Raw genomic sequence first — 24,035 nt, forward strand, 5'->3', positions numbered from 1 at the left:
ACACGCCTGTCGCGGGCGGATCCTGAGCAGACATATAAGGAACAAATATCAGTGATTTTGCTGCCATTATGCATTAATCTAGCGCGATATGGCTCATTTAGCGTGTGCGTAATTTGAAGGTGGCACTTTCATTTGCCGGTCCGCGGGTCTGGGCCTTACGATTGGGCAGATCCGCCGTTTCCGATTTCTGGAACGTGAAAACCCGACACAAGAGATTGCGCCATTTGTTTGGGGAAGGGAACGGCCATGACCACGGAAGCGATTTCAAATTCTAAGCCGATCAACGCCACTGCGGAAGACTGGGGCAAGATCTTTGCCGTTCTGCCCAGCGAATTGGCCAAGAATAACCCTGACCAGTTGCAGAGCCGTTTTGAATTGTTCGAGGTGACCGAGGATGCGGTCCTTGCGCCGGACGGAATGTATGTCGTGCTGGACGGGATCGTGAAGCTGCGGCAGGGCGGGGTCAACCTGGCGACGGCCGATGATGGTGACTATTTCTATGAGGAACATCTTGAAATCCCGGATCTCCCTGTCAGCCTGCAGGCCGTCGCGCTTGCGGGGACGCGGATCGCCTATCTGTCGCGCGGCAAGTGGCATGAAATTCCGTCCGAGATCCGCGCCGAGTGTTTCGCGACCCTGTTCGGCGATCTGGTCAGCGTGCACCTGCAGAATTTCCAGCAGCCGATCAACTGCTGCAGCGTGACCGCGGCCGCGCTGAGCATGTCGGCGCTGGGCTTCAGTTGCGAGGTGAACGACATCTTCCGGGTCTGCGAACTACCCACCAGCTTTGTCGTCAATGACGGCATCTCGCTGGGTGAACTGTTCGACGTGGCCTGCACCTATATCCATTCGCAGGGTCTGCGCGATCTGGTGCAGGTCCAGGCCTATTTCATGGACGAGGCCACGACCTCAGTGCCGCTGCTGCTTGAGGCGATTGACGAATCCAATCGCCTGGGCGGGGACAACGACATTCTGGTGGCGAATTTTCAGGTTGGGGTCGCGCATGGCAAGCCCACCATGCCCGGCGGCCATTTCGCGGTGATCGCCAAGTGCAACCCCAGCACCGGTCTGGTGCACATGATGGACGTGCATCCCGAAAAATACGGCAAGCTGTGGGTCACCACGATCGACCGCTTGTACGCAGCCATGTCCGACCGAGACGGCACGTCGATGCGGGCGCGCGGTCTGTTGCGGTTTTCCGCGCGCGAGGCGGTCAAGACCACGTTGCAGACCTTCCGTCAGGACTGCAACTACGTGGACAGCACCCGGTATCTGGCCCGAGACCCCAAGAAACGCCGCAACCTGTTCCGGCGGGCCAGCCCGAACATGAACAGTCTAGGCGTTCTGGCCGAAAGCCTGCAGATTCTTGGCGATGTCCAGGTCACCGAAGACAAGCTGCTGATCGCGACCCAGACCTCGTACACCGAGGCGCTGAGCCGGGTATCGACCGCCAAGAAGATGAGCGAGATGGCCCAACGGTATCTGGCCGGCACTTCCGAGGTGCATATCGGCAGCACGTTCCGCAGCTATGCGGAGCGACCCGGCAAGGACAAAAGATCGCCGCAAGACTGGTTCCGGGATCAGCTGCGCAGTCTGAACGAACATGAGGGGCGCCACCTGATGATCAACATCGACTTCAACCGCGTGTTGGGGTTCGAGGTGATCCGGCCGCCTGAAAACGTGTTCCGCGAGACGGCGCTGCTGGAAGAGTTCTGGTGCCTGTGCATCGCCTATGACGAAAAGGCCGACCTTGTCACCGTCGTCGACATGAGCCCGGCCACGTCGCAGGTCTGGCAGGCGCCGCGGGGGCATATCTTTCGCGGGCTGCGCGACCTGAAGAGTCCGGCCATGCTGGTGATCGAGGAGACCCAGCCCCCGGAAGACCCCAGCGACGTGGCGCGGATTGTCCGAGAGAACCCGCTGGTTCTGTTTTACGAGGACGAGGACCCGTGGTCGCATATGTTGAAGAACATCCTGGCCAATATCGGCGCGACCTCCGTTAGGCTTGTCGATGTCGCTGGGCACGGGGCCAATGCCATGAAAATGCGCCGGCAACTGGTGGCGGAAAGCAGTAAGGAAAAGGTGCCTTATCTTTTCTTCAAGGGGAAATGTCTGGGCAAGCGCAGCGACATCGTCGACATGATCTTGGACGGCAGCCTGCAGGAAGAGATGAAGAAGGCTGGTCTGCCGGTCTTGCTGCGCCAAGAGTCGCCGAGCCTCGACAAGAACATCTTCGGCTACCCCAAGGGAGGGTTGACCGCGCCGCCGAACGGGCGGCGGAACGTTCTGTTGTGCGCCTGCGGCTCGTCCGCGGCCGACAAGGTGCCGGAACTTGTCGCCCGGATCACCAAGGCGGGCCACAACGTGAAACTGATCCCCTCGGTCGCCGCCGAGAAATTCTTTCGCGACATCGGATCCGACAAGGACGCCGAGGCCCGGAAAGCAAAGCGGAACCGCAAAAAGTCCAAGACCCAGAAGGTCGAGGACTACATCACCCACAACGATTACTACCGTGACGATGACGAGTGGAATTTCCGCTATACCGAGTTTGCCATGCCGTTGCGCGCCTCGCATCTGGCTTTGTGCGACTGGGCCGATTGCGTGATCGTCGCGCCGGTCACCTGCAACACGATGGGTAAAATCGCCAACGGCATTGCAGACAACTTGCTGACCTCGGTTTTTGTGGCCTGGCAGTACCGCAACAAGCCGGCGATCCTCTGCCCGGCCTGTAATACCAACATGTGGAACAACGTCACCACCCAGAAAAACGTCGAAAAGCTGCGCGATCTGGGGATCGATCTTGTCGGTCCCCGCAAGGGGCGCCTTTCGAACGGGATGATGGGCATCGGAATGATGGCCACGCCCGACCAGATCATGGAGGTGTTGGAAGAAGCGTTCGAAGAGCTGGAAAACCACGAACACAACATCTGCAAATGGGCGCAGGAGGCCGCGGCTTCGGATGATTTCAAGCGGTGGGAACCCGTGCTCAAGGCCATCGACGACGGGATTGCCGGCATCGACATCGTGGACGACAACAATGGCGACACGCTGCTGCACTATGCAGCCGGCGGCGAGGGCGAACTGACCGAGAACGGGCAGGACCTGGGCAAGCCGGACATCGAGGCCGCCAAGGCTCTGATCGCCCGCGGTATCAACGTGAACGCAACCAACGATCACGGCTTTACCAGCCTGCATGTGGCGGCGATGAACAACTCGGCTGAGATGGTCGCAACCCTGCTGGCGGCGGATAGCATCGATGCAAGCCCGCTGATCCATTTCCTGCAGGATCCGGTGCGTTCCAGGGGTATCAGGGTATCGGACGAGATCCGCGCAATGTTGGAAAACTGGGCCAACACCCATGGCCTGTCAGAGCCGGAAGAAGTGGAAGACGAAGACGACCTGATCGAAGACCGCGAGAAGACCTATCTGTACTTCACCTACGGATCGCTCAAAAAAGGCTTTCCGAACCACGACGCCCATGCGGATGTGCTGGATGATCTGGTCGGGCCTGCGATCACCCGGCAGCCGATGCCCCTGATCGTTCCCAAGGAGCCGTTCTGTGACAACCCGAACTGTGCCTATCTGCACCGCATGGCCACGCTGGTCGACCGCAAGGGCACCGGGCGTCCGATCAAGGGCGAGGTCTATCGGGTCACCTCGGGCGGGTTGAAGGAGTTGGACAAGCTCGAGGGCTTTCACGGGCCGGGCGCGGCCGACAACGTCTATGTCCGCAAGCGGATCAACGTTCTGATGGATGGCGTGAAAAAGCCCGCCTATGTCTATGTCATCGCCAATCCGGAAAAATACCTGGCCGATCTGGAGCGCGGCACGTCCGAGTTGGTGGACGAGTATACGATCGACATGGCGACGGGCACACTGAAGCCGGGGTACGAGGCGGTGACCTAACCGCTCTGGTGCGCCACTGCCGGGGGCGCGCCGGTGGCCGGTCGCGCCTTCACGCTGAGGTTCCAGCCGGTGATCGCGATCATGCAGATCAGGACGAAGGGCCAGAAGGCGGCCTTTGGGATCAGATTGTCCCTGTAGTGGATGACCCACAGCGACGGCGCTGATTCCGAGGCGAACAGATATGTGTTCACCGAGACAGCCAGCAGCATGAAATACATCAGGAAAAAGAACGATTCCATGTAGATGACCGGCGACCCGGCAAAGCCTTCGCGCAGTTGCACATGGGCCAGCAGGATCACGAAGAACAGGACCGAGCAGGTTCCGATCACGCCCGATGTGCTGAAATCGTGCCGCTCGACCAGGCTGGGCTTGCGCGTAACGGTCATCACCGCGCCGAACAGCAGCATCGTCACCACGATCAGCGGAATCATGTGCACCACGAAAGCGTTGGCGAAATTGCGTTTGATGACGAAATTATAGTGCAGTTCCGGAAGATTGGTCTGAAACTCGTTCTCGCCGATGCCCAGCGTCGTATCCAGATCGGACAATTTGTAGTCGAAATAGGTGTTCTCACGCTCCCACGTCCCCATGACGATGCGGTTGTCGATGCCAAAGATGTCCTGCGGTCCCGTGGCGGGGTAGGCGGTGAAATCCGGTACCAATGCCACGTTGACGTCGAAGCGCCCCGGCCAGAACCGGACCCAGACGGTTTTGTGATCGAACGGATAGCTGGTGTAGTCGAAAGACTGGCGCAGGGTCTGTTCGAAATACCACCCGATCAGCGTACTGCCGTCCCTTTTCATTCGGTAGGCCTCTTGGATCACGCCATTCGCGACATCGACCGCTTCGGGCAGGAGAAAGCCCACCTCGTCCCGGTCCGGCCGGATCGCATCGTGTTCGCCATCCAGATAGTGCTGCCAGACATAGCCCGAGACCCGCACATCGCTGGCGCCTTCGAAGCTGAAGCTCTTGATGAAGATGCCGGTCTTGACCCGCAGGTCCGGCGCGTTGTCCAGCCCGGCCAGAAAGGTATCGACGGCGTCCACATCCGGCAATTGCGTTGGATCGTTGTCAAACCGGTTCAACGCGACCCAGAGCTTGAACAGAACCAGCATCAAGACGGCGGACAGGATGCCCGACAACAGCCAAACCTTTTTTTCGATCGTCATCCGGGCCCTTTCGGTCTGATGTATCTGTCACTCCGCGGGTTCCGGCGCCAGGAAATCCAGGCTGCCGGTCAACGACCGCGATATGCCCATCTGTGCGAACCCGGATTGCAGCGCGTCGAATTCCGCATGGGTGCGGGGGTCCACCCCGGCGCGTCCGGCCTCGGCCAGGATACGGGTCTGGCGGATGGACAGATCGACCATCGGCAGGGGTTCCGAGGCGGTAAAGGCCGCAAGATCGTCGGCGAAGGCAACCGCGCGGTCCCACTCGTGCCGCGCCAGCATCACCGCGCTGGCGTCGGTATAGAAATGCAGGTGGCTGTGGCCCACGCAACCCTCGGCGATGATGGCGGCGCCCTGCGCCAGCAGATCGTCTTGCCGATCGGGATCATCCAGCGCCAGCGCCAGTGCCGAAAGGGCTTTGGGGCCGACGAAGTTGCGTCCGTGTTCCAACGCGATGTCAACGGCCTGTCCCCCCGTTTCGCGCGCCGCGCTGGCCTCTCCGATATAGGCCTGAGTCCGGGCAAGATGCTCCAGCGCCTGCGCCTCAAGCCGTTTGGCCCCAACGCGCTGGGCGATCGCGGCAGATTGGGCGAATGCGTCACGCGCGCCGTCGAGGTCTCCCTGAAAAGTACAGGCCACACCCAGACAGGTCTGGGCCACGCATTCGGGGACGAAGGCAAAGTATTTCTGGCTGATCTCGATGGCTTCCTGCGCGTCGGCGCGGCCCTGGGCGACGTCTCCGGAGTAGCTGCGGGCAACGCTCAGATTGTGCAGGTTGGCTGCCAGATCGCGCACCAGACCGTGTTCGCGTGCCCGCTCGACCGCCTGCGTGTAAAATGTGGCAGCCGTCTGCATGGTCGCGTTCATGAAATTGGCGTCGCCAAAGCCGCTGAGCGCACCGACCTCCAGCCGCGCCGATCCCAGCTTGCGGGCCAGCTTCAGGGCGATTTCGTTGCTGTCCATGGCGTCCTGAACCCGGCCGAGCGGGAAATAGATGTTGCCCCGCACATAGTTGATCTGCGCCAGATCCCGTTCCAGACCGCTGCGTCTGGCGGCGTCTTCGGCAATGTCCAGGCTGTTCAGCGCATCCTGATACCGGCTAGCCTGACGGGCGGCCTGGGCCAGGCCGATATGGACCCGGCAGATCTGTTCGTCGCTGTCGGCCAGCGCCGCCGCTTCGCTGAATTCCCGCAGGGCGTCGTCGGACAGCCCCTGCAGCCGGTGGATTTCGGCGCGCGCGCAGTACAGGTCCAGCCGAACGTCCGGCGAGGCAGGCAATTCGAGGGCGCGCTCGATCAGGGGATTGGCATCGTCGAACTGGAACGACTGGATCAGGTTTTCTGCCGCCTCCAGATAGGCCAGGGCCGCATTCGGGGCGCCGGCCCGGTCCAGATGCCTTGCCCGCAAGGTGGCGTCTTTGCCTTCGTACCACCGGGCGGCCTGTTCATGCAGCCGGGCGCGTTCGGATTTGACCAGCGTCGCGTACGAGCCGTCGCGGATCAGGGCGTGAGCGAACATCAGATCGGACCCGGTTTCGCGGATCAGCGCGGTGCGGGTCAGGGTCGAGATGTCCAGTTGATCTTCGCCCAGCAGAAAGCTCAGAACCTCGGGCGAGAACCGTTGCCCCAGAACCGAGGCCGACTGGATCGCCGCCCGGCTGCTCCGGTCCAGCCCGTCCAGCCGCGATTGCACGATACCCTGGATGCTGCCCGGAACGGTTTCGCGGGTCAGGGCATCGATGTTGCGCAGCAATTGTTCAAGAAACAGGGGGTTGCCGCCCGCACGCTGAACGCAGGTTTCCAGAAGCGCGGGGTCGATGGCAGTGAATTCCTCGACCAGCATGCGGGCCTGCGCGTCACCCATCGGGGACAATTCCAGTTTCGAGATCAGCGCGCCGTCGGTGGCCATTTCCCAATCGCGATCAATCGGATCGCCTTCCACCCGACTTGTCATCTGAAGGACACAGGGCAGATCCCGCGTTGCCGAAGCGATCTGGCAGCATTGGGTCAGGATCTCGGGCGAGGCCCAGTGGATGTCCTCGACCTGGATCAGCAGGGGGGTCTCGCGGCTGCGGGCCCTCAGCAGATCTTCGATTACCTGACGCCGGCCGCGCATGCGCGCGGCGTTGTCCATCGCCGCATACACCTCGGCCAGGCCGGGCTCTTGTTCGAGGTCGAGCAGGGCGCTCAGATGGGCCGAACCGGCCGGGCTGACCCAGCCCCGGTCGATGGCTTGCCGGACGGCGTCGGCTCCTGCACCGCGGGCGTCCGATGGGTCCAGTCCCATCAGGCTTCGGGCGATGGACTGGATGGCGGAATGCCCTTCGCGGGTCCCGAAATCCATCACCACGCCGGAATGCACGGCGTAGGACAGGCTTTCGGCCAGGTCCGCCACCTGTTCGGAAAAGTGGGTCTTGCCGATGCCGGGTTCGCCCAGAACGATATGCACCTCGCCCTTGCCGTGTTGCTTGCAGCGGTCGAATGTGGCCGAGAACAGCGACAGCTCGCGGGCGCGTCCGATGAACTTGTGCCGGCGCGCGCGGATGTTCCGGGTCAGGCGATCCAGGCGCCAGACTTCGACATCCTTGTTCAGGCCCTTGATGGCCTTCGTGCCGATCGCCTCGCCGACGAACAGCGGCCCCAGGGCCCTCTGGATGTCGTGCGACACCAGTGTCTCGCCCGGGGCCGAGATATCGGTCAGGCGCGAGGCCAGGTTCACGCCGTCGCCCGTCACCGTGTATTCGGTATGGGCCGCGCTGCCGGTGTTGCTGGCGATGACCTGCCCCGAGGCGATGCCGATATGGCACGACAGCGGCGGGTCCAGCGTGGGCAAGGCGGCGTGGATCTCCAGCGCGGCGCGTGCGGCCCGTTCGGTGTCGTTGGTATGCGAGATCGGTGCTCCGAACACGGCCATCACGGCGTCGCCGATATGCTTGTCGATCCGGCCACCGTACTTTTCGACCGCGCGATCGACCTTGCCGAAGAATGCGTTCAAAAGGGCGTGGATGTCCTCGGCGTCGCGCTCGCTGGACAGTTTCGTGAACCCGGTCAGGTCGGCGAACAGAACGGTGACCTGCCGTCTCGCCGGTTCCGGCGCGGTCGCAGGCTGGTAGGGGGTAACGGTTTCGGGTTCATCCAGTTCGGCGATGGCGCGCAGCAGCCGCCGGCGGTCGCCCACGGCGGTGACGCCGATCTCGCGCAGGTCCTCTCCCGTCAATTCGGGAAGGATCGCCAGATCGATCTTGTTGTCCGTGAACGCCTGGGCGTAGTCCGACAACCCAAGCGCGCTCAGCCATTCCTTCAGGTCGCCAGACATCGGGGCCCTCAGAAGCATCCACCCAAGCGCAGCCTAGACCAGAACACAGGGCCGAGTCTGCATTTTTCGTGCCAAAGGCGTATGATGTCTATGCATTTACTGGGGCGCCCTTCCCGAGACCGAGCCATACCTACAGGCAGATTCCAAGCTCTCAGCCTTGCAAAAACCTGAGTGCAGGCCTGTCGATTCGTCAGGGCAATACCGGCTGCGACTTGATCCAGATTAAGTCGACATTGACTCGCGCAGACTATGCACGCAGCACGAACGGAGTACCACGCATGTTGAACAAACTGGTGGGCGGCACATGTCTGCAGTCGCAAGCAGGCGGGTGTTCCTGACGGTGCGCCTGTCTTGCGAAGACGACGGAGCAATGTGGCCGCCGGGAGCGGACCGCGACAATTTCCCCGATCTCTGAACGAGTTGCGGCGACTGTGTCGCGGCTTGCCCCGAGAAGGGTCTGGTGCTGAACGCCCGCGCCTGCCGGTTTTCCAGCCGCAGGATGCGGGCTGTACCTTCTGCGGCGACTGCACCAATGTGTGCAAGACCAAGGCGCTGGACCTGGCCCGGTTTGCCTATGGCCGTGGCGCGCGCAGGTGGCCGCTACCAGCCTGTCTATGAACGCGGTCAGCTGCCGGATCTGTCAGGACTGTTGCGACCAGGGCGCCATCGGGTTTCGTTTGAAGACCGGCGGATTGGCCGACCCCGTCCTGAACGAAGACGCCTGCATCGGCTGCGGAGCCTGCGCCACCGCATGTCCTGCGGGCGCGATCACGTTGCAGCGGGCACAACATCTGGAGGCCGTCGAATGAATATCTGCGGATGCCTAGGTCATGTCGCGCCGACCTACACCGCCTCGGCCCGGTCGGCAATTGCCGGGTTCGACGGGGTCGAAATCCATGCCGAGGCCGAGGATGGCCGGTTCGTGGTGATCGTCGAGGATACGCCCGAACGCCTAGCCTCGGAGACGATCATGGACCTGCACCAGATCCCCGGGGTCGTGTCCCTGACCTATCACCATTTCGAAGATCTCGCGGAGACCCGCCCGCGTCCTGAAACTCCCAGCCAAGATTCCAGCCGGCGGCCCTCGTCATGACCATTACCGAATCTCGCCGCACGTTTCTGAAAGCAACTGCCGCCGCGACAGCGTCTGCGGCCGGTATCCCGCTGGCAACGGGCCAGGCTACGGCCCAAGTCGCCAATGCCGACATCCGCTGGGACAAGGCACCGTGCCGGTTCTGCGGTACGGGCTGCTCGGTTCTGGTGGGCAACAAGGATGGCCGCGTGGTCGCCACCCAGGGCGACCCTGACGCGCCGGTGAACCGGGGGCTGAACTGCATCAAGGGCTATTTCCTGTCCAAGATCATGTGCGGCAAGGACCGTCTGACCACCCACTGCTGCGCAAGTCGAACGGCGTCTACGACAAGAACGGCGAGTTCTAGCCCGTCAGCTGGGACGAAGGCTTCGACGTGATGGCCCAGAAGTGGAAAGAGGCGCTGGTCAAGAAAAGTCCGACCAGCGTGGGCATGTTCGGCTCAGGGCAGTGGACCGTGTGGGAGGGCTATGCCGCGGCCAAGCTGATGAAGGCCTGGTTCCGATCGAACAACATCGACCCGAACGCGCGGCACTGCATGGCCTCGGCCGTGGTGGGCTTCATGCGCCCTTCGGCATCGACGAACCCATAGGCTGCTATGACGACCTCGAACATGGCCGAGATGCACCCGATTCGGTGGTCGCGCCTGACTGATACGCGCCTGACCAAGCCGGCGCGCAGGTGCATGTGCTGTCCACCTTCGAGCACCGCTCGTTCGAGCTGGCCGACAACGGCATCATCTTCAAGCCGCAGACCGACCCGGCGATCCTGAACTACATCGCCAACTACATCATCCAGACCGGCGCGGTGAACGAGGACTTCGTCAAGAACCACGTCAACATCACCAAGACCGCCACCGACATCGGCTACGGCCTGCGCGAGACCAACCCGCTGCAACAGGCCGCCGCGCATCCGGACTCGGGCAAGCTGGAGCCGATCGCGTTCGAGGAATATTCTGCCTCGGTCGCGGATTACACGCTGGAATACGTGTCCGAGCTGTCGGGCGTGCCGGCGAGCCAGCTCGAGCAACTGGCCAAGGAATATGCCGATCCGAACCGCAAGATCGCCGAGACCGATTGGAACATCCCCGCAGGCACCATCCCGGCCAAGCTGGGTTCCCACGCGGTTCTGCAGCACCGCAAACTGAAGGATGGCGACCTGAACGTCTATTGGGTGCCGTGCAACAACAACATGCAGGCCGCGCCCAACATGAACGAAGAGGGCTATCCCGGCTATCGCAACCCCGACAACTTCATCGTCGTGTCGGACCCGTACCCGACCGTCACCGCGGTTTCGGCCGACCTGATCCTGCCCACCGCCATGTGGGTCGAGAAGGAGGGCGCCTATGGCAACGCCGAACGCCGCACCCAGTTCTGGCGTAAGCAGGTCAAGGCCCCCGGGCGATGCCAAGTCGGACCTGTGGCAGCAGATGGAGTTCTCGAAACGCTTCACCGTCGAGGAGGTCTGGGACGAATAACTGCTTGCCAAGATGCCCGAGCATCGCGGCAAGACCCTGTTCGAGGTGCTGTTCGCCAACGGTAAGGTCGACAAATATCCGCTGTCGGAGACCGCTGAAGGGGTCCACAACGACGAACCCGAGCATTTCGGGTTCTAAGTCCAGAAGGGCCTGTTCGAGGAATATTCCAGCTTTGGCCGCGGCAAGGCGCATGACCTTGCACCGTTCGAAACCTATCATCAGGCGCGCGGGCTGCGCTGGCCGGTCGTGGACGGGAAAGAGACGCTCTTTCGCTTCCGCGAAGGCTATGACCCGTATGCGCCCGAAGGCGCCGAGGTGAAATTCTATGGCCACAAGGACGGCAAGGCCAAGATCATCTTTGCGCGCTACAAGCCGGCGGCCGAGGAGCCGGACGAGGAATACGATCTGTGGCTGTGCACCGGCCGGGTGCTGGGGCACTGGCATTTCGGGGCGATGACCCGCCGCGTGCCCGAGTTGCACCGCGCCTTCCCCGCCGCTGTGGTGTTCATGCACCCCGAGGACGCCAAGGAACGCGGCGTGCGCCGCGGGCAAGAGATCGTGCTGTCTACCCGCCGCGGCAAAGTGATCAGCCGCGTCGAGATCCGCGGGCGCAACAAAGTGCCGCGTGGCCTCGTGCTCATGCCGTGGTTCGACGAGGGCCAGCTGACCAACAAGCTGACACTGGATGCGACCTGTCCGCTGTCCAAAGAGACGGACTTCAAGAAATGCGCCTGCAAGGTTGAGCGGGCGTAAGGGCAGGGGTCGCAAAGGTCGGGTGTGATGTCTTTGGTCGGCAAACCTCTTTCGCCGCAACGGCGCCGGTTCCTGCAGGATTCGGCGTGCGCGGCGGGTGGCTGTCTGGTCGCCGGGTCGTTGCTGGCCTTTCTGGCCCGCGACGCCCGCGCCCTGCCGGCCGAGGCCCTGCGGCCGCCGGGGGCGTTGCCCGAAGATGGCTTTCTGGACGCCTGCATCCGCTGCGGGCTGTGCGTCCGCGACTGTCCCTGTGAAACGCTGAAGCTGGCCGAGTTGGGTCTCGATGCGGTGGCGACCGGCACGCCGTACTTCATCGCTCGCGATGCGCCCTGCGAGATGTGCGAAGACATCCCCTGTGTCGCGGCCTGCCCGGACCGGGCGCGGACAACCTTGCCGCACCGGGCGGGTACGAACCGGGTTACAACCTTCCAGGGGCAGACCAATGACGGCGCGCGCGCATATGCCCGTCGGGCACGAGGCCCGCGAGGTCAAAGGATGGGTCGGCGCGCATCGGTCCCTGCTGCTGCGGCGCTTCAGTTAGGTTTTCTTTCTGGCGCTGTTACTGCTGGGGCCGTGGTTCGGCATCTGGATCGTCAAGGGCACGCTGGCCGGATCGCTGACGCTGGACCTGCTGCCGCTGACCGATCCGTTCATCCTGCTGCAGGAGCTGGTGGCTGGCCACTGGCGCTGATCCGCGGGCTGATCGTTCTAGTGGCCTATGCGCTGATTGGCGGGCGGGTCTGTTGTTCGTGGGTGTGCCCGATCAAACCTGTTACGGACGCCCCGCATTGGCTGCACCTTCGGCTGGACCTGCCCAAGGGCTGGCAGCCCAAACGCAGCACCCGGCTGTGGATATTGGCGACCGTTTTGATCGTGTCGGCCCTGACCGGCGTAATCGCATGGGAACTGGTGAACCCCATCACAATGCTGCACCGCGGGCTGGTCTTTGGCATGGGTTTTTTCTGGGCGATGGTCGTGGCGATTTTTGATTTTGACCTGTTTGTGGCCCGGCAAGGCTGGTGCGGCCACATCTGCCCGGTCGGCGCCTTTTACGGCCTGATCGGCGCCAAAAGCCTGCTGCGAGTCAGCGCCACCAATCGCGCCGCCTGCGATGACTGCATGGATTGCTATGCGGTCTGCCCGGAAAACCAGGTGATCTCGCCCGCACTGAAGGGCAAGCCGGAATCCAGCCCGCTGATCCTGTCGCCCGATTGCACAACATGCGGCCGCTGCATCAATGTGTACTCGGTCGATGTCTTCAAACTTACCCACCGGTTCAATGACGCCGACGTCGCGCCACCCGATCCGGCCGCCGCGCCTCAGGCGCGTGCCGCCAGACCTGTGTAAGGGAGTGCCAAGATGAGAAAATCGATAGCGACAGGCGCAATGGCCCTGATCCCGGTGCTTCTTGTGGGTGGGCTTGCCTTTGCGCAATCCGCCCAGGTGTCGACCTCGCGCGGTGCGGATGTGAAGGAGCCCGTCATCCTGGACGAGGTCCACCGCAACGTCGAGGGCCGCATGCAGCGCAACTATCGCCAGCAGCCGCCGTTGATCCCGCACAAGATCGACCAGTACCAGATCGACATCCGCACCAATCAATGCCTGTCTTGCCACGACTGGACCAAGGCCGGTGAGCGCAACGCGCCGACCCTGTCGATGACCCACTATCTGGATCGCGAAGGCAACGAGCTCGATCAGATCGCGGGCACTCGGTATTTCTGCAACCAGTGCCACGTGCCGCAGGCGGATGTGCCAGCCCTGGTCGACAACCTGTTCCAGCCCTCGGCCGGAAACTGATCCAGCTTCGGACTGAAAGGAGCACCCGAAATGGCAGACTCTCCTGAAAAGCGCGGCCTGATCGGCCGCATCTGGGCGTGGATCTGGACACCGGCCGCCGCGTTCAGCGCAGGCTTTCTGGTCTTGGTGGGCTTTCTGGCCGGCATCCTGTTCTGGGGTGGTTTCCACTGGACGCTTGAGATGACGAATACCGAAGAATTCTGCGTCTCGTGCCACACGATGGAAACCAACCTTGGCAATACCGGGAAACGATCCACTACAACAACCACTCCGGCGTACGGGTCATCTGTTCCAATTGCCACGTGCCCAAGGAATGGAGCTTTAAGATCGAAGCCAAGATCATGGCAGTGAAAGACGTCTATCACGAGCTGGTCGGCACCATCAGCACGCCCGAGAAATACGAGAATCACCGCCTGCAGATGGCCTCGGCCGTGTGGAAAAAGATGAAGGCCTCGGACAGCCGCGAATGCCGCAACTGTCACAATTTCGAATACATGGACTTCACCATTCAGGAAACGCGCGGCGCCAACGAGCACCAGCGTGCGATCGACGAGAACATGACCTGCATCGACTGCCACAAGGGCATCGCGCACAGCCTGCCGCCGGGTTATCTGGAAGAGTATCAGAAAGTGGTCGCATCGCTGGAGCCGGTGACCGGCACCGAGGTGGCGCAAAGTATCGGCGCGGCCGAGATCCGGTCATTCCTGAACAGCAGAACCGACTAGGAGTGGCACGGCATGCTTGAGATTTTGGGAACGATCGGCGGCAACATCCTGAGCCTGCCCGGCATTCTGGGCCTTGCACTGGGCATGATGACGCGCAAGCTGTGGCTGGGTGCGGTTCTGGGTGCGGCCGTGGGTTTGCTGGAAACCCTGGCCTTTGCCAATTGGCAGTTCAGCAATGTCGAAACGCTGGAGTTGTCGATCGGAGTTCTGGTCGGTTTGCTGGCAGGCACCGTGGGCAGCGCCATCCGGATCAAGGGCGCCACGGTCTGAGGTTCGGGGCGCGCGCGGGGGCGGCGACCAAGTCTCAGTCCTAGCGCTTCTTGAGGTGCCGGATAATCGCATGGCAAGCAGTCGGGCCAGCCCCGGGGTCATGGTGCCAAGCGGGTCGCGCAAAACGGCCTTGAGGCCCTGCACCGTATCGCGGGCTTCGGCCAGCGTGTCCTGAAATTCGGCCTCGATATCCGCGATCGCCATGTTGCGCAGCTTGGCCACCGGCGCGGTGTCGGTTTCGGCGCTGATCGAATTGGCAACGACCAGAAAAACCAACGCCACACCAAGATTGACCACCCCAGCGACCAGAGCGGCCACCGGTTTCGACATGGTGGTCGTCAGGGCAAAATAGCCCGCGATGTTCAGCATCACGACGGCCAGCGCCGCCGCCAGCCCCGCGGCTGCGAAAAAGCCCGTACTTTTCGCCAGAACCGTCAGGTTGCGCTGGGCTATCAGGCGTTCGGTTCGCAGAATGATGGACGCGTTTCGTGAAATGCGGCTCATCTGTCACCCTCCTGGCGCACGGTCTATCATGTAGCGCAGGGCACAGACCCCGAGGGCGAACAGGATCGCCTCCTTGTGGGGCAGCGAATCCAGTTCGGTCAGGACGTCATCAAGCTCGCTGGACCATTCGTCCAACGTTTCCGGCAGCTTCTCGGAGAGGTCGCTTTTCGCGGCCTTCGCGTCGGACTCTGACGAGGCCTAGGGGCAGTTGTTTCGACCGTTCTTCGAGCTGGCGTTTCAAATTTTCGACCTGCTTTTCAAGCTCGGCCTTGGTGACCATGGGTCTTTCTTTCTTCCGTCCGAGGGGTGCGTCGCCGTGTCGGTGGAATTTATGACTACGCGACAGTCCCATGTTGAGACATCGGGCAAGCAGCAGCACGCCCCGGGCTGAAGATCCGTTTTTCGCAGCGGGAATTTTCATCTTGATTTGACAGAGGTGCAACATTTTCGTGATAGCTGCATTTCCGTCTCTTTTCCGCCCGATTCTTCCTTGATAGGTGTGCCTGCGTAAGGGGTGATACGTTAAAAGGTTTGGGCAGGCAGATGAACGCCAAGTATGACAATCGCGCAGCGGTTTTTTGGTCGCAGACGGAAATCGACGGTTTGGAAGCGGCGCCCTTGGCCGATTTGACCGTCGGGTCCGCCTGGTCTTTGATGGGCCGGGTCACCTATCTGCGCGATGTCGGGCACGTGATGTCCGCGCAAGCGGTGGCATCAGCAAGCAGGGCGGCGCAGTCACGGTCGGCTTCGCAGCTGTCCGGGTTTGAACCGTACGCGCCGATTGCCAGGGTTGTGCTGACAAATGGCGCTCAGAGTTTCGAGGCGGAATTGGCGCTTGTCGATGGCGCGAAAGAGCCGGTGTTGTTCTTCGAAAACGGATGCCCCGCCCGTGGTCAGGAATTCTGGGTCAGCGCGGTGAACGCGGTCACCCGGACCGATGCGCACGGCGCGACCCAAGCGAACGTGCTTGCTTTCCCGCCGAATGCGGCAAAGGGCCGGGGGCGGGCTTGCGCGATATAGGTTGCAGTTTTCGGCGCGGATTTCCTTGGTCCGCCGAGACCGGCCGTTCACCCTTTTGGCGGAATTGTTACGCATGCGTGTTGACTCTGCAGGTTCGGCAGATATAAGCGCGGCTCCATTGGTGTTGGTGGCCCCCGCAAGGGGATGCCTGTCATGGGGGAGACCTCAAGAGGACAACGCCCTTCATAGTGGCCCGCTGGGCCTCGTCCTAACGAAGGAGATCAGCCGTGACCAAACGCACGTCTGCCAAGTACAAAATCGACCGCCGGATGGGCGAAAACATCTGGGGTCGTCCGAAATCCCCGGTCAACCGCCGCGAATACGGCCCCGGCCAGCACGGCCAGCGCCGCAAGGGCAAGCTGTCGGACTTTGGCCTGCAGCTGCGCGCCAAGCAGAAGCTGAAAGGCTACTACGGCGACCTGACCGAAAAGCAGTTCCGCCGCATCTACGCCGAAGCCGAGCGTGTGAAGGGCGATACCGGTGAAAACCTGATCGGCCTGCTCGAGCGCCGTCTGGACGCCGTGGTCTATCGCGCCAAGTTCGTGCCGACCGTGTTCGCCGCACGTCAATTCGTGAACCACGGCCACGTCAAGGTGAACGGCAAGCGGGTGAACATCCCCAGCTACCGCGTCAAGGAAGGCGACGTGATCGAGGTCCGCGACAAGTCCAAGCAGCTGGCCGTCGTTCTGGAAGCGGTTGCCCTGGCCGAGCGTGACGTGCCGGATTACTTGGATGTCGACCACTCGAAGATGACCGCGACCTTCGTGCGCACCCCGTCGCTGGGCGACGTGCCGTACCCGGTCATGATGGAACCCAACCTGGTCGTCGAATTCTACGCCAAGAACTAAGACGGCGGCATTCGCGAATTTGGGGCCGTACGCTGCAAGGCGTGCGGCCCTTTTCGTTGTCATGTCCGTGCGCGCTTCCTGTCAAGGAAAGGGAGTCCCGTGCCCGCCAAACTCAGAATCGAGCATATCCTCGAACGAACCATCTGTGCGCTGCGTTGGCTCATGGCGCAGGTCTATCTGGGCCTCGGCCTAACCATCGGTCTTTTGATGGTCGTGTTCCTGCGCGAGCTTGCCCACTATCTGCCGCAGGCCATGGAGATGAGCGCTGAAACCGCGATCCTGACGACTCTGACGTTGATCGACCCGTGTCTGGTCGGCCTGGTTGGACAAGATCGATTTTTCCGAGCTTGAAGATCAAACTTCTGGGCTCGATCGCGGAAATTTCGGCGATCCATCTTCTGAAGCTGTTGATGGAGATCAGCAAGGAAAAGGATGCGCCTGTTGATGCCAAGCAGATCCGGTGGTTTTCGGCGATTCATGCGGTTCTGGTCGCTTCGGGCCTTCTGCTGGGGGGTATGGATTGGCTGAAGGAGCGGGCCGTCCCGGCCCATCACGGCACAATCAAGAACGGCCGGGCGTCGGATCACTGACACCCCGCGCGGGCCGGCGGGGCCGTATATCGGCCCGGCCTCGGCCACGCAGAGTTTACAGAGGCAGCGGTCGTCCTTCGGCAATGGCCTCCATCGCGAAATACGAGGTCACGCTGTCCAACTCGACCTTCTCGATCAGGCGCTGATAAACCTTGTCATAACTCGCCATATCCTGCGTGACGACCTTGAGCTGATAGTCATAGTCGCCGCCGATCCGGTGGAAATCCACAACCTCGGGAATGGTGAGGACATGGCTGCGAAAGGCCTTCAGCCACTCAGCCGAGTGGTGACGCGTGCGCAGCATCACGAACACCACCAGGTTCAACCCCAGTTTTTCGCGCGCGATCCGGGCTGTCGACCCCGTGAGCACACCCGTGTCGTTCAGCGCCTTGAGGCGTCGCCAGCACGCGTTTTGAGACAGGCCGACACGCTCGGCCAGTTCACGCTGGGACAGAGTCGCGTCCTTTTGCAGTTCGCGAAGAAGGCGTGTGTCAATTTGATCTATTTTTTCGATCATGATGGATCATATGACCCATGATCTCGGTAAATCAAGCAAAGAAAGGTGAAATTCTCTCGCGAAAACCCGATCATATTCAGGGGCGCAATATGGAGCCGATGACATGACCCTGTCCCATTTTCGTGCAGAAATCCAAGCCGCCACTCGTAAGTCGACCCTGCGCGACGGGCTGATCGGAGAGAACGTTCTGATCCCGGGTCTGCATGGGGACGTGCCGCTTGTGTACGCGGATTACGTTGCCTCGGGCCGCGCATTACGGCAGGTCGAGGATTTTGTGGCCCAGCAGGTGTTGCCGTTCTATGCGAACAGCCACACTGAGGCCTCCTATTGCGGTTCCTACATGACGCGACTGCGCCGCGAGGCGCGCGCGGAAATAGCCCGCATCGTTGGCGCGAGGGGAGATGACGCGGTGATCTTCACCGGGTCCGGTGCCACTGCGGGGCTCAACCGGCTGGTCAGTTTGATGGGAGTGCAAGAGGCTGACCGGCCGGTTGTCTTGATCGGCCCGTACGAGCATCATTCGAACATCCTGCCCTGGCGCGAGAGCAAGGCGCAGGTCATCGAGATCCCCGAAGGCCCCGAGGGCGGGCCGGACATGGCGGTGCTGGAACAGACGCTGATCGAGCATTCGGATTCGGATCTGGTGATCGGGTCATTTTCGGCGGCGTCGAACGTTACGGGCGTGATCACCGACCCCGATCCGGTGACGCGGCTGCTGAAACGGCACGGGGCGCGCGCGGTCTGGGATTATGCCGGGGGTGGGCCCTATCTGCCGATGGATATGGGGCCGGACGAAGCGCGCAAGGATGCCATCGTCGTTTCTCCGCACAAGTTTCCGGGAGGGCCGGGGGCTTCGGGTGTTCTGATCGTGACCCAGAGCGCCGTGCGCCGCACCTGTCCCAGCTGGCCGGGCGGGGGCACGGTCAGCTTCGTTTCGCCCTGGCGCCACGACTACAGCTCCGATCTGGCCACCCGCGAGGAGGCGGGAACCCCGAACGTGATCGGCGACATCCGCGCAGCCCTGGCCTTCATCGTCAAGGATGCCGTGGGCACCGACGAGATCGCCCGGCGCGAGGCGCTGTACAACCGCATGGCGCTGGAGGGATGGCGTGACAACCCGAACCTGACACTGTTGGGTGTGGATCACCCGCACCGCCTGCCGATCTTTTCCTTCCTGGTGCGCGACAACACCGGGCAACCGGTGCACCAACAGCTATTCACCCGGATGCTCAGCGACATCTACGGGATTCAGGCGCGCGGCGGGTGTGCCTGCGCCGGCCCCTATGCGCATCGGCTGCTGGGTATCGACAAGGCGGCCTCGGAGGCGCTGCACGCGGCGTTGTCGGCCGGGGAAGAGATGAAGAAACCGGGTTGGGTGCGGCTGAACTTCTCGTACATGATGCCCGAGGACACGGTTAAGTTCATCATCGACAGCGTCAATGACCTGTCGCGCCGCACGCAGGAATACGCCCCGTTCTACGCCGCCGATCCGGCAACCGCCCGCTTCAAGGCGGCGTGACGGAATTGCCGCTTTTCCCAAGGCCTTGAGACCTGTATGAGGGGCGCAACCAACGGAGCCCCTCATGAACAAGATCACCCCGCAACCCGGCATCATGGACATCGCGCTGTATCAGGGCGGCCAGTCGCATGTCGAGGGCGTGGAAAACGTCATCAAGCTGAGTTCCAACGAAAACCCCTTTGGCCCCAGCCCCAAGGCGATCGAAGCCGTGCGCGACAGCGCCACGATGCTGCATCGCTATCCGGTGACCGATCACTACAACCTGCGCGCCGCGATCGGCGAGCGGCACGGGCTGGACCCCGACCGGATTATTTGTGGCGTGGGCAGTGACGAAGTGCTGCAATTCGTGGCCCAAGCCTATGCCGGGCCGGGGGACGAGGTGATCCATACCGAGCATGGATTCTCGATGTACCCGATCATCGCCCGTATGGCCGGCGCGACCCCGGTCGAGGTGCCCGAGCGCGACCGCAAGGTCGATGTCGATGCGATCCTCGCCGCGGTGACCGACCGCACCCGGATCGTTTTCGTGACCAACCCGGGCAATCCGACCTCTACCATGATCTCGGACGCCGAACTGACGCGCCTGGCCGAGGGCCTGCCGCAGACCTGCCTGATGGTCCTGGATGGCGCCTACGCGGAATTCGTACCGGGCTTTGACGGCGGCGCCGGTCTGGTGGACCGGTTCGAGAACGTAATCATGACCCGCACCTTCTCGAAGATTTACGGGCTGGGCGGCATGCGGGTCGGCTGGGGCTATGCGCAACGCGAAATCATCGACGTGCTGAACCGCGTTCGCCAGCCCTTCAACCTGTCGCTGACGGCCATCGCAGCAGCGGAGGCCGCCGTGGCCGATGTGGAATATGTCGAGTTCTGTCGGGCAGAGAACGCGCGCTTGCGCGAATGGCTGTCGGCCGAACTGGCCAAGATCGGCGTTCCGTCCGATCCGTCCTGCACCAATTTCATCCTCGCGCGGTTCGTGGATCAGGCCGAGGCTGAGGCCTGCGACGCCTATCTGCAATCGAAAGGTTTGATCGTGCGCCGGGTTGCGGGCTACAAGTTGCCCAACGCACTGCGGATCACCGTGGGCGACGAAAAGGCCTGTCGCCGCGTGGTTGCGGCCATCACCGCGTTCAAAGGGGGCGCCGCATGAGCCAGATCTATGATCGTGTGGCGCTGATCGGGTTGGGCCTGATCGCCTCTTCGATGTACTGGGCGATCAAGCGCGCCGGGCTGGCGGGCGAGGTGACAGGCTATGCCCGGTCCGAGGCCACCCGCGACACTGCGCGGCGCATCGGGCTTTGCGACCGGGTCTGCGACACCGCGCAAGAGGCGGTCGAGGGCGCCGATCTGGTTGTCCTGTGTGTTCCGGTCGGGGCGATGGGCGCCGTCGCCAAGGACATCGCGCCGGTGCTAAAGCCCGGCGCGACCGTTTCGGATGTCGGTTCGGTCAAGCGGCACGTTATTCAGGATGTCGGCCCGCATATTCCCGAAGGCGTGCACTTCGTGCCTGCCCACCCATTGGCCGGGACCGAGCATTCCGGCCCCGAATCCGGCTTTGCCGAGCTGTTCGACAACCGCTGGTGCCTGCTAGTGCCGGTCGAAGGGTCCGACCCCGGCGCCATCGCCCGCCTGCGCGCCTTGTGGGAAGGGATGGGGTCCAATGTCGACGAGATGGATGCTGATCACCACGATCTGGTTCTGGCCGTCACCAGCCACGCGCCGCACCTGATCGCCTATACGATGGTGGGTGTGGCCGACGACCTGCGGCGCGTCACCGACTCCGAGGTCATCAAGTACTCTGCCGCCGGTTTCCGTGATTTCACCCGGATCGCGGCCTCGGACCCGACCATGTGGCGCGACGTGTTCCTGACCAACAAGGACGCGACGTTGGAAATCCTCGGTCGCTTTACCGAAGAGCTGTTTGCCCTCCAGCGCGCGATTCGCACGGGCGATGGTCAGCAGCTGTTCGACTATTTCACCCGCACCAGGGCGATCCGGCGCGGCATCATCGACGCGGGTCAGGACACCGACGCCCCCGATTTCGGACGGGTAAAGGCCAAGTCATGAGGGCGGCTCGGGGAACGATCTTGTCGATGGTGGCGGCGGTTCTGGCCCAGGCTGCCAGCGCCGCGGCGCCCGATTCTTCCTTGGTTCCGATTGCACGGCCTGTGCCCGACACGAACCTGGTCACGGCGGCCTATGTCCCGGCAGGGACCGCAACGCCGATCACCGTTTCAGAAAGGACGCGACCCGTGTTGCGGCCCGTTTCCGCTCAGTTTCTGGCTGTTGCCGCGCGCCCGGCTGCACTGCCGTTCCTCGCGCCGGATTCGTCCTTGAAACCTTATCTGCGACCCGAAACGCTGGAACAGGAAATCCTATTCAGGAAACGCAAACTGCAAAAGGGATCGGTGTGCGGCGACATTGCCATACAGGGCAAGCCGGTCGGCACCGTACCCGGCAAGATCCAGGCCTGCGGGATCAAGGATGCGGTCCAAATCACGTCCGTGTCGGGCGTGGCGCTCAGCCGGCCGTCGACGATGGATTGCGGCACGGCCATCGCGTTGAACAAATGGGTCGACAAGACCGTCAAACCGACGTTCAAACGGCGCGGTCCAGTGGTCGAACTGCAGGTTGCCGCACACTACGCTTGCCGCACCCGGAACAACCGGAAAGGCGCCAGGATCTCGGAACATGGCAAGGGTCGGGCCATTGATATCTCGGGGTTCAAAATGGCCGATGGCGAGGTGGTGACAGTTCTGGACGGGTGGCGCAAGAACCCCTCGAAGAAGCAGCTGACCAAGATCTGGCGTGGAGCGTGCGGGCCGTTCGGAACGGTTCTGGGGCCGAATTCCGACCGTTATCACCGGGATCATTTCCATCTGGATACCGCCCGTTACCGCCGCGGCCCCTACTGCCGCTAACGCAGGATCAGGCGCGGAGCAGGCCCCAACGGCAACGGGCCGAGCGCCACGAACCCGTCGCGGAAATTCAGCTGCAGATCCAGCGCATTTGGATTACCCCCCAATCCGGCCAGCAGGTTCAGTGCCCGCGTGACCGGATCAACGGCTTGATCGGGCAGGGCACCCGCAGCATTGGCCATGGCGATCATGTCGCGCCAGTTCTCGGCCTTGATCGCCATTTCGCCGACTGGGATACCCTGTTCATCAACCTCCAACGCGCCGGTTGCCAGCAGCCGCAGTTCGCCCCATTGCACCTCGGCAAGGTGCAGGTCGATCAGGCGGGGTTGCGGACGGCGTTGCTCCAGCGCGGAACGGTCCCAGGTTTTGTCGAAGGTTACGTTCATGTCCAGCTTCAGCGTCTCGAACGCCTGCGGCAGGGACGTGGCCGAGCGCATGAGTGCGCGCAGATCGTCCCCGGGCGAGAACGCATCCGAGTTGATCTTGACGGCATAGCTCTCAGGTGTCTCGACCTGTTCCATCATCAGATGCAGCGATCCGGCGGCCGCGGACTCGGTTCCATCGCGCATGACCGACCACGGACCCGCTGACAGGGCCATCCGTTCCAACTCCAACGCCACGCCCGGTCGCAGGTGAAGTTCGGCCTGTAGGTCCCGGGCCTGAATGGTCGCCGTCTGGTCGAAATACGACAGCCTCTGCGGCGTGTCGGCAAACCGCAACACTTGCCGCCCGGGCCAGATGGCGGGGCTTTGAAACTCGATCCAGTCGGCGCTCCAGGCCGTGCCTGTCGCCGGATCCGCCAGCGCCGGGCTGTCCAACCGGGTGCGGTGATGCAGTGGATAGCCCGAGGTATGGACCTGTGCGAAATCCGCCAGCCAGCCCCGGGCCTGCTGATGGTCGAACCATCCGGTGATCGCGCTGCGCAACCCGTACCCGGCGATGGCCCAATATGCGCTCCAGACGACCGCAAGAAAAATCAGAACTCGTATCAGTCGGCGCATGAGGAATGGCCCTTTTTCCTGCCTTGGAATTGATGTTTATAGACCCAAACGGGCAAGGACCAGAACTATGACGATGTGGGTTTTCGGATACGGGTCGCTTTTGTGGAATCCGGGCTTTCCCGTGGCGCGGCGCGAACACGCGACGCTGCATGGCTATGCCCGGTCGTTCTGCATGCGGTCGATCCACCACCGGGGAACCGAAGAAAACCCCGGGCTGGTCCTGGCGCTGGATGAACATCCCAGTGCGCACTGCAAGGGCTTGGCGCTGGCGGTCGAGCCGGGCCACGAGGCGCGCACGCTGGACGAACTGCGCGAGCGGGAGTTGATCTCGTCGGCCTACGTGGAAAAGATGCTGGACGTTCAGTTGGATGCCGGAGGAACCGTGAATGCGGTGACCTATGTGATCGACCCCGACCATGTGCAGTATTGCGGCGGTCTGCCGCTGGAAGAGCAGGCGCAGATCATAGCCGTGGCCGTCGGCGGGCGCGGCCCCAACACCGAATATCTGTACAACACCGCCGCACATCTGGCCGAGATCGGCCTGCACGACCCGGAACTCGAGTGGTTGTCGAGACGCGTGCGCAGCCTGACCGCATAAAGCCTTGGCGTCGCCGGC

20 protein-coding genes and 2 pseudogenes are annotated in these 24,035 nt (G+C 62.4%); 16 read left to right on the forward strand and 6 right to left on the reverse strand.

Annotated elements, in window-relative coordinates; translation table 11 throughout:
• Positions 1-246 precede the first annotated feature (246 nt).
• Entirely contained in the window at positions 247-3,906 is a 3,660-nt protein-coding gene (locus AC2FME_RS12985) for a flavoprotein (protein ID WP_496800624.1), read from the forward strand.
• Here the strand turns inward: AC2FME_RS12985 and AC2FME_RS12990 are convergent.
• Both AC2FME_RS12990 and AC2FME_RS12995 read right to left on the reverse strand, forming a co-directional pair.
• Complete coding sequence (locus AC2FME_RS12990) at positions 3,903-5,075, reverse strand: hypothetical protein (RefSeq protein ID WP_496683420.1); 1,173 nt, start codon at positions 5,073-5,075, stop codon at positions 3,903-3,905. The genes AC2FME_RS12985 and AC2FME_RS12990 overlap by 4 nt on opposite strands.
• A 27-nt stretch (positions 5,076-5,102) precedes the next feature.
• Positions 5,103-8,390, reverse strand: a complete 3,288-nt coding sequence (locus AC2FME_RS12995; protein ID WP_496800625.1) for an adenylate/guanylate cyclase domain-containing protein — start codon at positions 8,388-8,390, stop codon at positions 5,103-5,105.
• A gap of 593 nt (positions 8,391-8,983) precedes the next feature.
• Here AC2FME_RS12995 and AC2FME_RS13000 point away from each other — a divergent pair.
• From AC2FME_RS13000 to AC2FME_RS13025, 6 genes and pseudogenes are all read left to right on the forward strand, one after another.
• The gene (locus tag AC2FME_RS13000) at positions 8,984-9,199 is read left to right on the forward strand and encodes a 4Fe-4S binding protein (protein ID WP_496800626.1); all 216 of its coding nucleotides are present in this window, start codon (positions 8,984-8,986) and stop codon (positions 9,197-9,199) included.
• Positions 9,196-9,483, forward strand: coding sequence for a chaperone NapD (locus AC2FME_RS13005; RefSeq protein ID WP_496796536.1), 288 nt, complete (start codon positions 9,196-9,198; stop codon positions 9,481-9,483). Before AC2FME_RS13000 ends, AC2FME_RS13005 begins: the two co-directional genes overlap by 4 nt.
• Positions 9,480-11,710: pseudogene (locus AC2FME_RS13010) on the forward strand (molybdopterin-dependent oxidoreductase). The gene AC2FME_RS13005 and the pseudogene AC2FME_RS13010 overlap by 4 nt, the downstream one beginning before the upstream one ends.
• A gap of 27 nt (positions 11,711-11,737) precedes the next feature.
• On the forward strand, positions 11,738-13,057 hold the full coding sequence (gene napH, locus AC2FME_RS13015) for a quinol dehydrogenase ferredoxin subunit NapH (RefSeq protein ID WP_496800627.1): 1,320 nt from the start codon (positions 11,738-11,740) through the stop codon (positions 13,055-13,057).
• 12 nt (positions 13,058-13,069) lie between these two features.
• Positions 13,070-13,507, forward strand: coding sequence for a nitrate reductase cytochrome c-type subunit (locus AC2FME_RS13020; protein WP_496800628.1), 438 nt, complete (start codon positions 13,070-13,072; stop codon positions 13,505-13,507).
• A gap of 30 nt (positions 13,508-13,537) precedes the next feature.
• Positions 13,538-14,232 (forward strand): annotated as a pseudogene (locus AC2FME_RS13025) (NapC/NirT family cytochrome c).
• On the opposite strand, the gene AC2FME_RS13030 reads toward AC2FME_RS13025, so the two are convergent.
• Positions 14,206-14,871 carry a hypothetical protein gene (locus tag AC2FME_RS13030; RefSeq protein WP_496800629.1) on the reverse strand — a complete coding sequence of 222 codons (666 nt, stop codon included), beginning with the start codon at positions 14,869-14,871 and terminating at the stop codon, positions 14,206-14,208. The pseudogene AC2FME_RS13025 and the gene AC2FME_RS13030 overlap by 27 nt on opposite strands.
• Before the next feature lie 138 nt (positions 14,872-15,009).
• Positions 15,010-15,141 (reverse strand): hypothetical protein, encoded by a 132-nt coding sequence (locus AC2FME_RS13035; protein ID WP_496800630.1) that lies wholly within the window; start codon positions 15,139-15,141, stop codon positions 15,010-15,012.
• Between the two features lie 519 nt (positions 15,142-15,660).
• Here AC2FME_RS13035 and AC2FME_RS13040 point away from each other — a divergent pair.
• The 4 genes from AC2FME_RS13040 (at position 15,661) to AC2FME_RS13055 (ending at position 17,464) form a co-directional block, all read left to right on the forward strand.
• Positions 15,661-16,026 (forward strand): hypothetical protein, encoded by a 366-nt coding sequence (locus AC2FME_RS13040; protein ID WP_496800631.1) that lies wholly within the window; start codon positions 15,661-15,663, stop codon positions 16,024-16,026.
• 227 nt (positions 16,027-16,253) lie between these two features.
• Complete coding sequence (rpsD, locus tag AC2FME_RS13045) at positions 16,254-16,874, forward strand: 30S ribosomal protein S4 (protein ID WP_005981478.1); 621 nt, start codon at positions 16,254-16,256, stop codon at positions 16,872-16,874.
• Between the two features lie 99 nt (positions 16,875-16,973).
• Positions 16,974-17,225, forward strand: a complete 252-nt coding sequence (locus AC2FME_RS13050; RefSeq protein ID WP_496800632.1) for a YqhA family protein — start codon at positions 16,974-16,976, stop codon at positions 17,223-17,225.
• The gene (locus tag AC2FME_RS13055; RefSeq protein ID WP_496800633.1) at positions 17,222-17,464 is read left to right on the forward strand and encodes a hypothetical protein; all 243 of its coding nucleotides are present in this window, start codon (positions 17,222-17,224) and stop codon (positions 17,462-17,464) included. The genes AC2FME_RS13050 and AC2FME_RS13055 overlap by 4 nt, the downstream gene beginning before the upstream one ends.
• 55 nt (positions 17,465-17,519) lie before the next feature.
• On the opposite strand, the gene AC2FME_RS13060 is transcribed toward AC2FME_RS13055, so the two are convergent.
• Positions 17,520-17,981 (reverse strand): Lrp/AsnC family transcriptional regulator, encoded by a 462-nt coding sequence (locus tag AC2FME_RS13060; RefSeq protein ID WP_496800634.1) that lies wholly within the window; start codon positions 17,979-17,981, stop codon positions 17,520-17,522.
• 103 nt (positions 17,982-18,084) lie between these two features.
• Here AC2FME_RS13060 and AC2FME_RS13065 point away from each other — a divergent pair, with 103 nt between their 5' ends.
• From AC2FME_RS13065 to AC2FME_RS13080, 4 genes are all read left to right on the forward strand, one after another.
• Positions 18,085-19,500, forward strand: coding sequence for an aminotransferase class V-fold PLP-dependent enzyme (locus AC2FME_RS13065; protein WP_496800635.1), 1,416 nt, complete (start codon positions 18,085-18,087; stop codon positions 19,498-19,500).
• A 64-nt stretch (positions 19,501-19,564) separates the two neighbouring features.
• Positions 19,565-20,650 (forward strand): histidinol-phosphate transaminase, encoded by a 1,086-nt coding sequence (gene hisC / locus AC2FME_RS13070; protein WP_496678645.1) that lies wholly within the window; start codon positions 19,565-19,567, stop codon positions 20,648-20,650.
• Entirely contained in the window at positions 20,647-21,567 is a 921-nt protein-coding gene (locus AC2FME_RS13075) for a prephenate/arogenate dehydrogenase family protein (protein WP_496800636.1), read from the forward strand. Before hisC ends, AC2FME_RS13075 begins: the two co-directional genes overlap by 4 nt.
• Positions 21,564-22,421, forward strand: a complete 858-nt coding sequence (locus AC2FME_RS13080) for an extensin-like domain-containing protein (RefSeq protein ID WP_496800637.1) — start codon at positions 21,564-21,566, stop codon at positions 22,419-22,421. The genes AC2FME_RS13075 and AC2FME_RS13080 overlap by 4 nt, the downstream gene beginning before the upstream one ends.
• On the opposite strand, the gene AC2FME_RS13085 is transcribed toward AC2FME_RS13080, so the two are convergent.
• Complete coding sequence (locus tag AC2FME_RS13085) at positions 22,418-23,419, reverse strand: DUF2125 domain-containing protein (RefSeq protein ID WP_496711276.1); 1,002 nt, start codon at positions 23,417-23,419, stop codon at positions 22,418-22,420. The two genes, AC2FME_RS13080 and AC2FME_RS13085, sit on opposite strands and share 4 nt — an antisense overlap.
• A 67-nt stretch (positions 23,420-23,486) precedes the next feature.
• On the opposite strand from AC2FME_RS13085, the gene AC2FME_RS13090 reads away from it, so the two are divergent.
• Positions 23,487-24,017, forward strand: coding sequence for a gamma-glutamylcyclotransferase (locus AC2FME_RS13090; protein WP_496678639.1), 531 nt, complete (start codon positions 23,487-23,489; stop codon positions 24,015-24,017).
• Positions 24,018-24,035: the final 18 nt, after the last annotated feature.

This window comes from Ruegeria sp. BHSC026 (assembly GCF_059613065.1).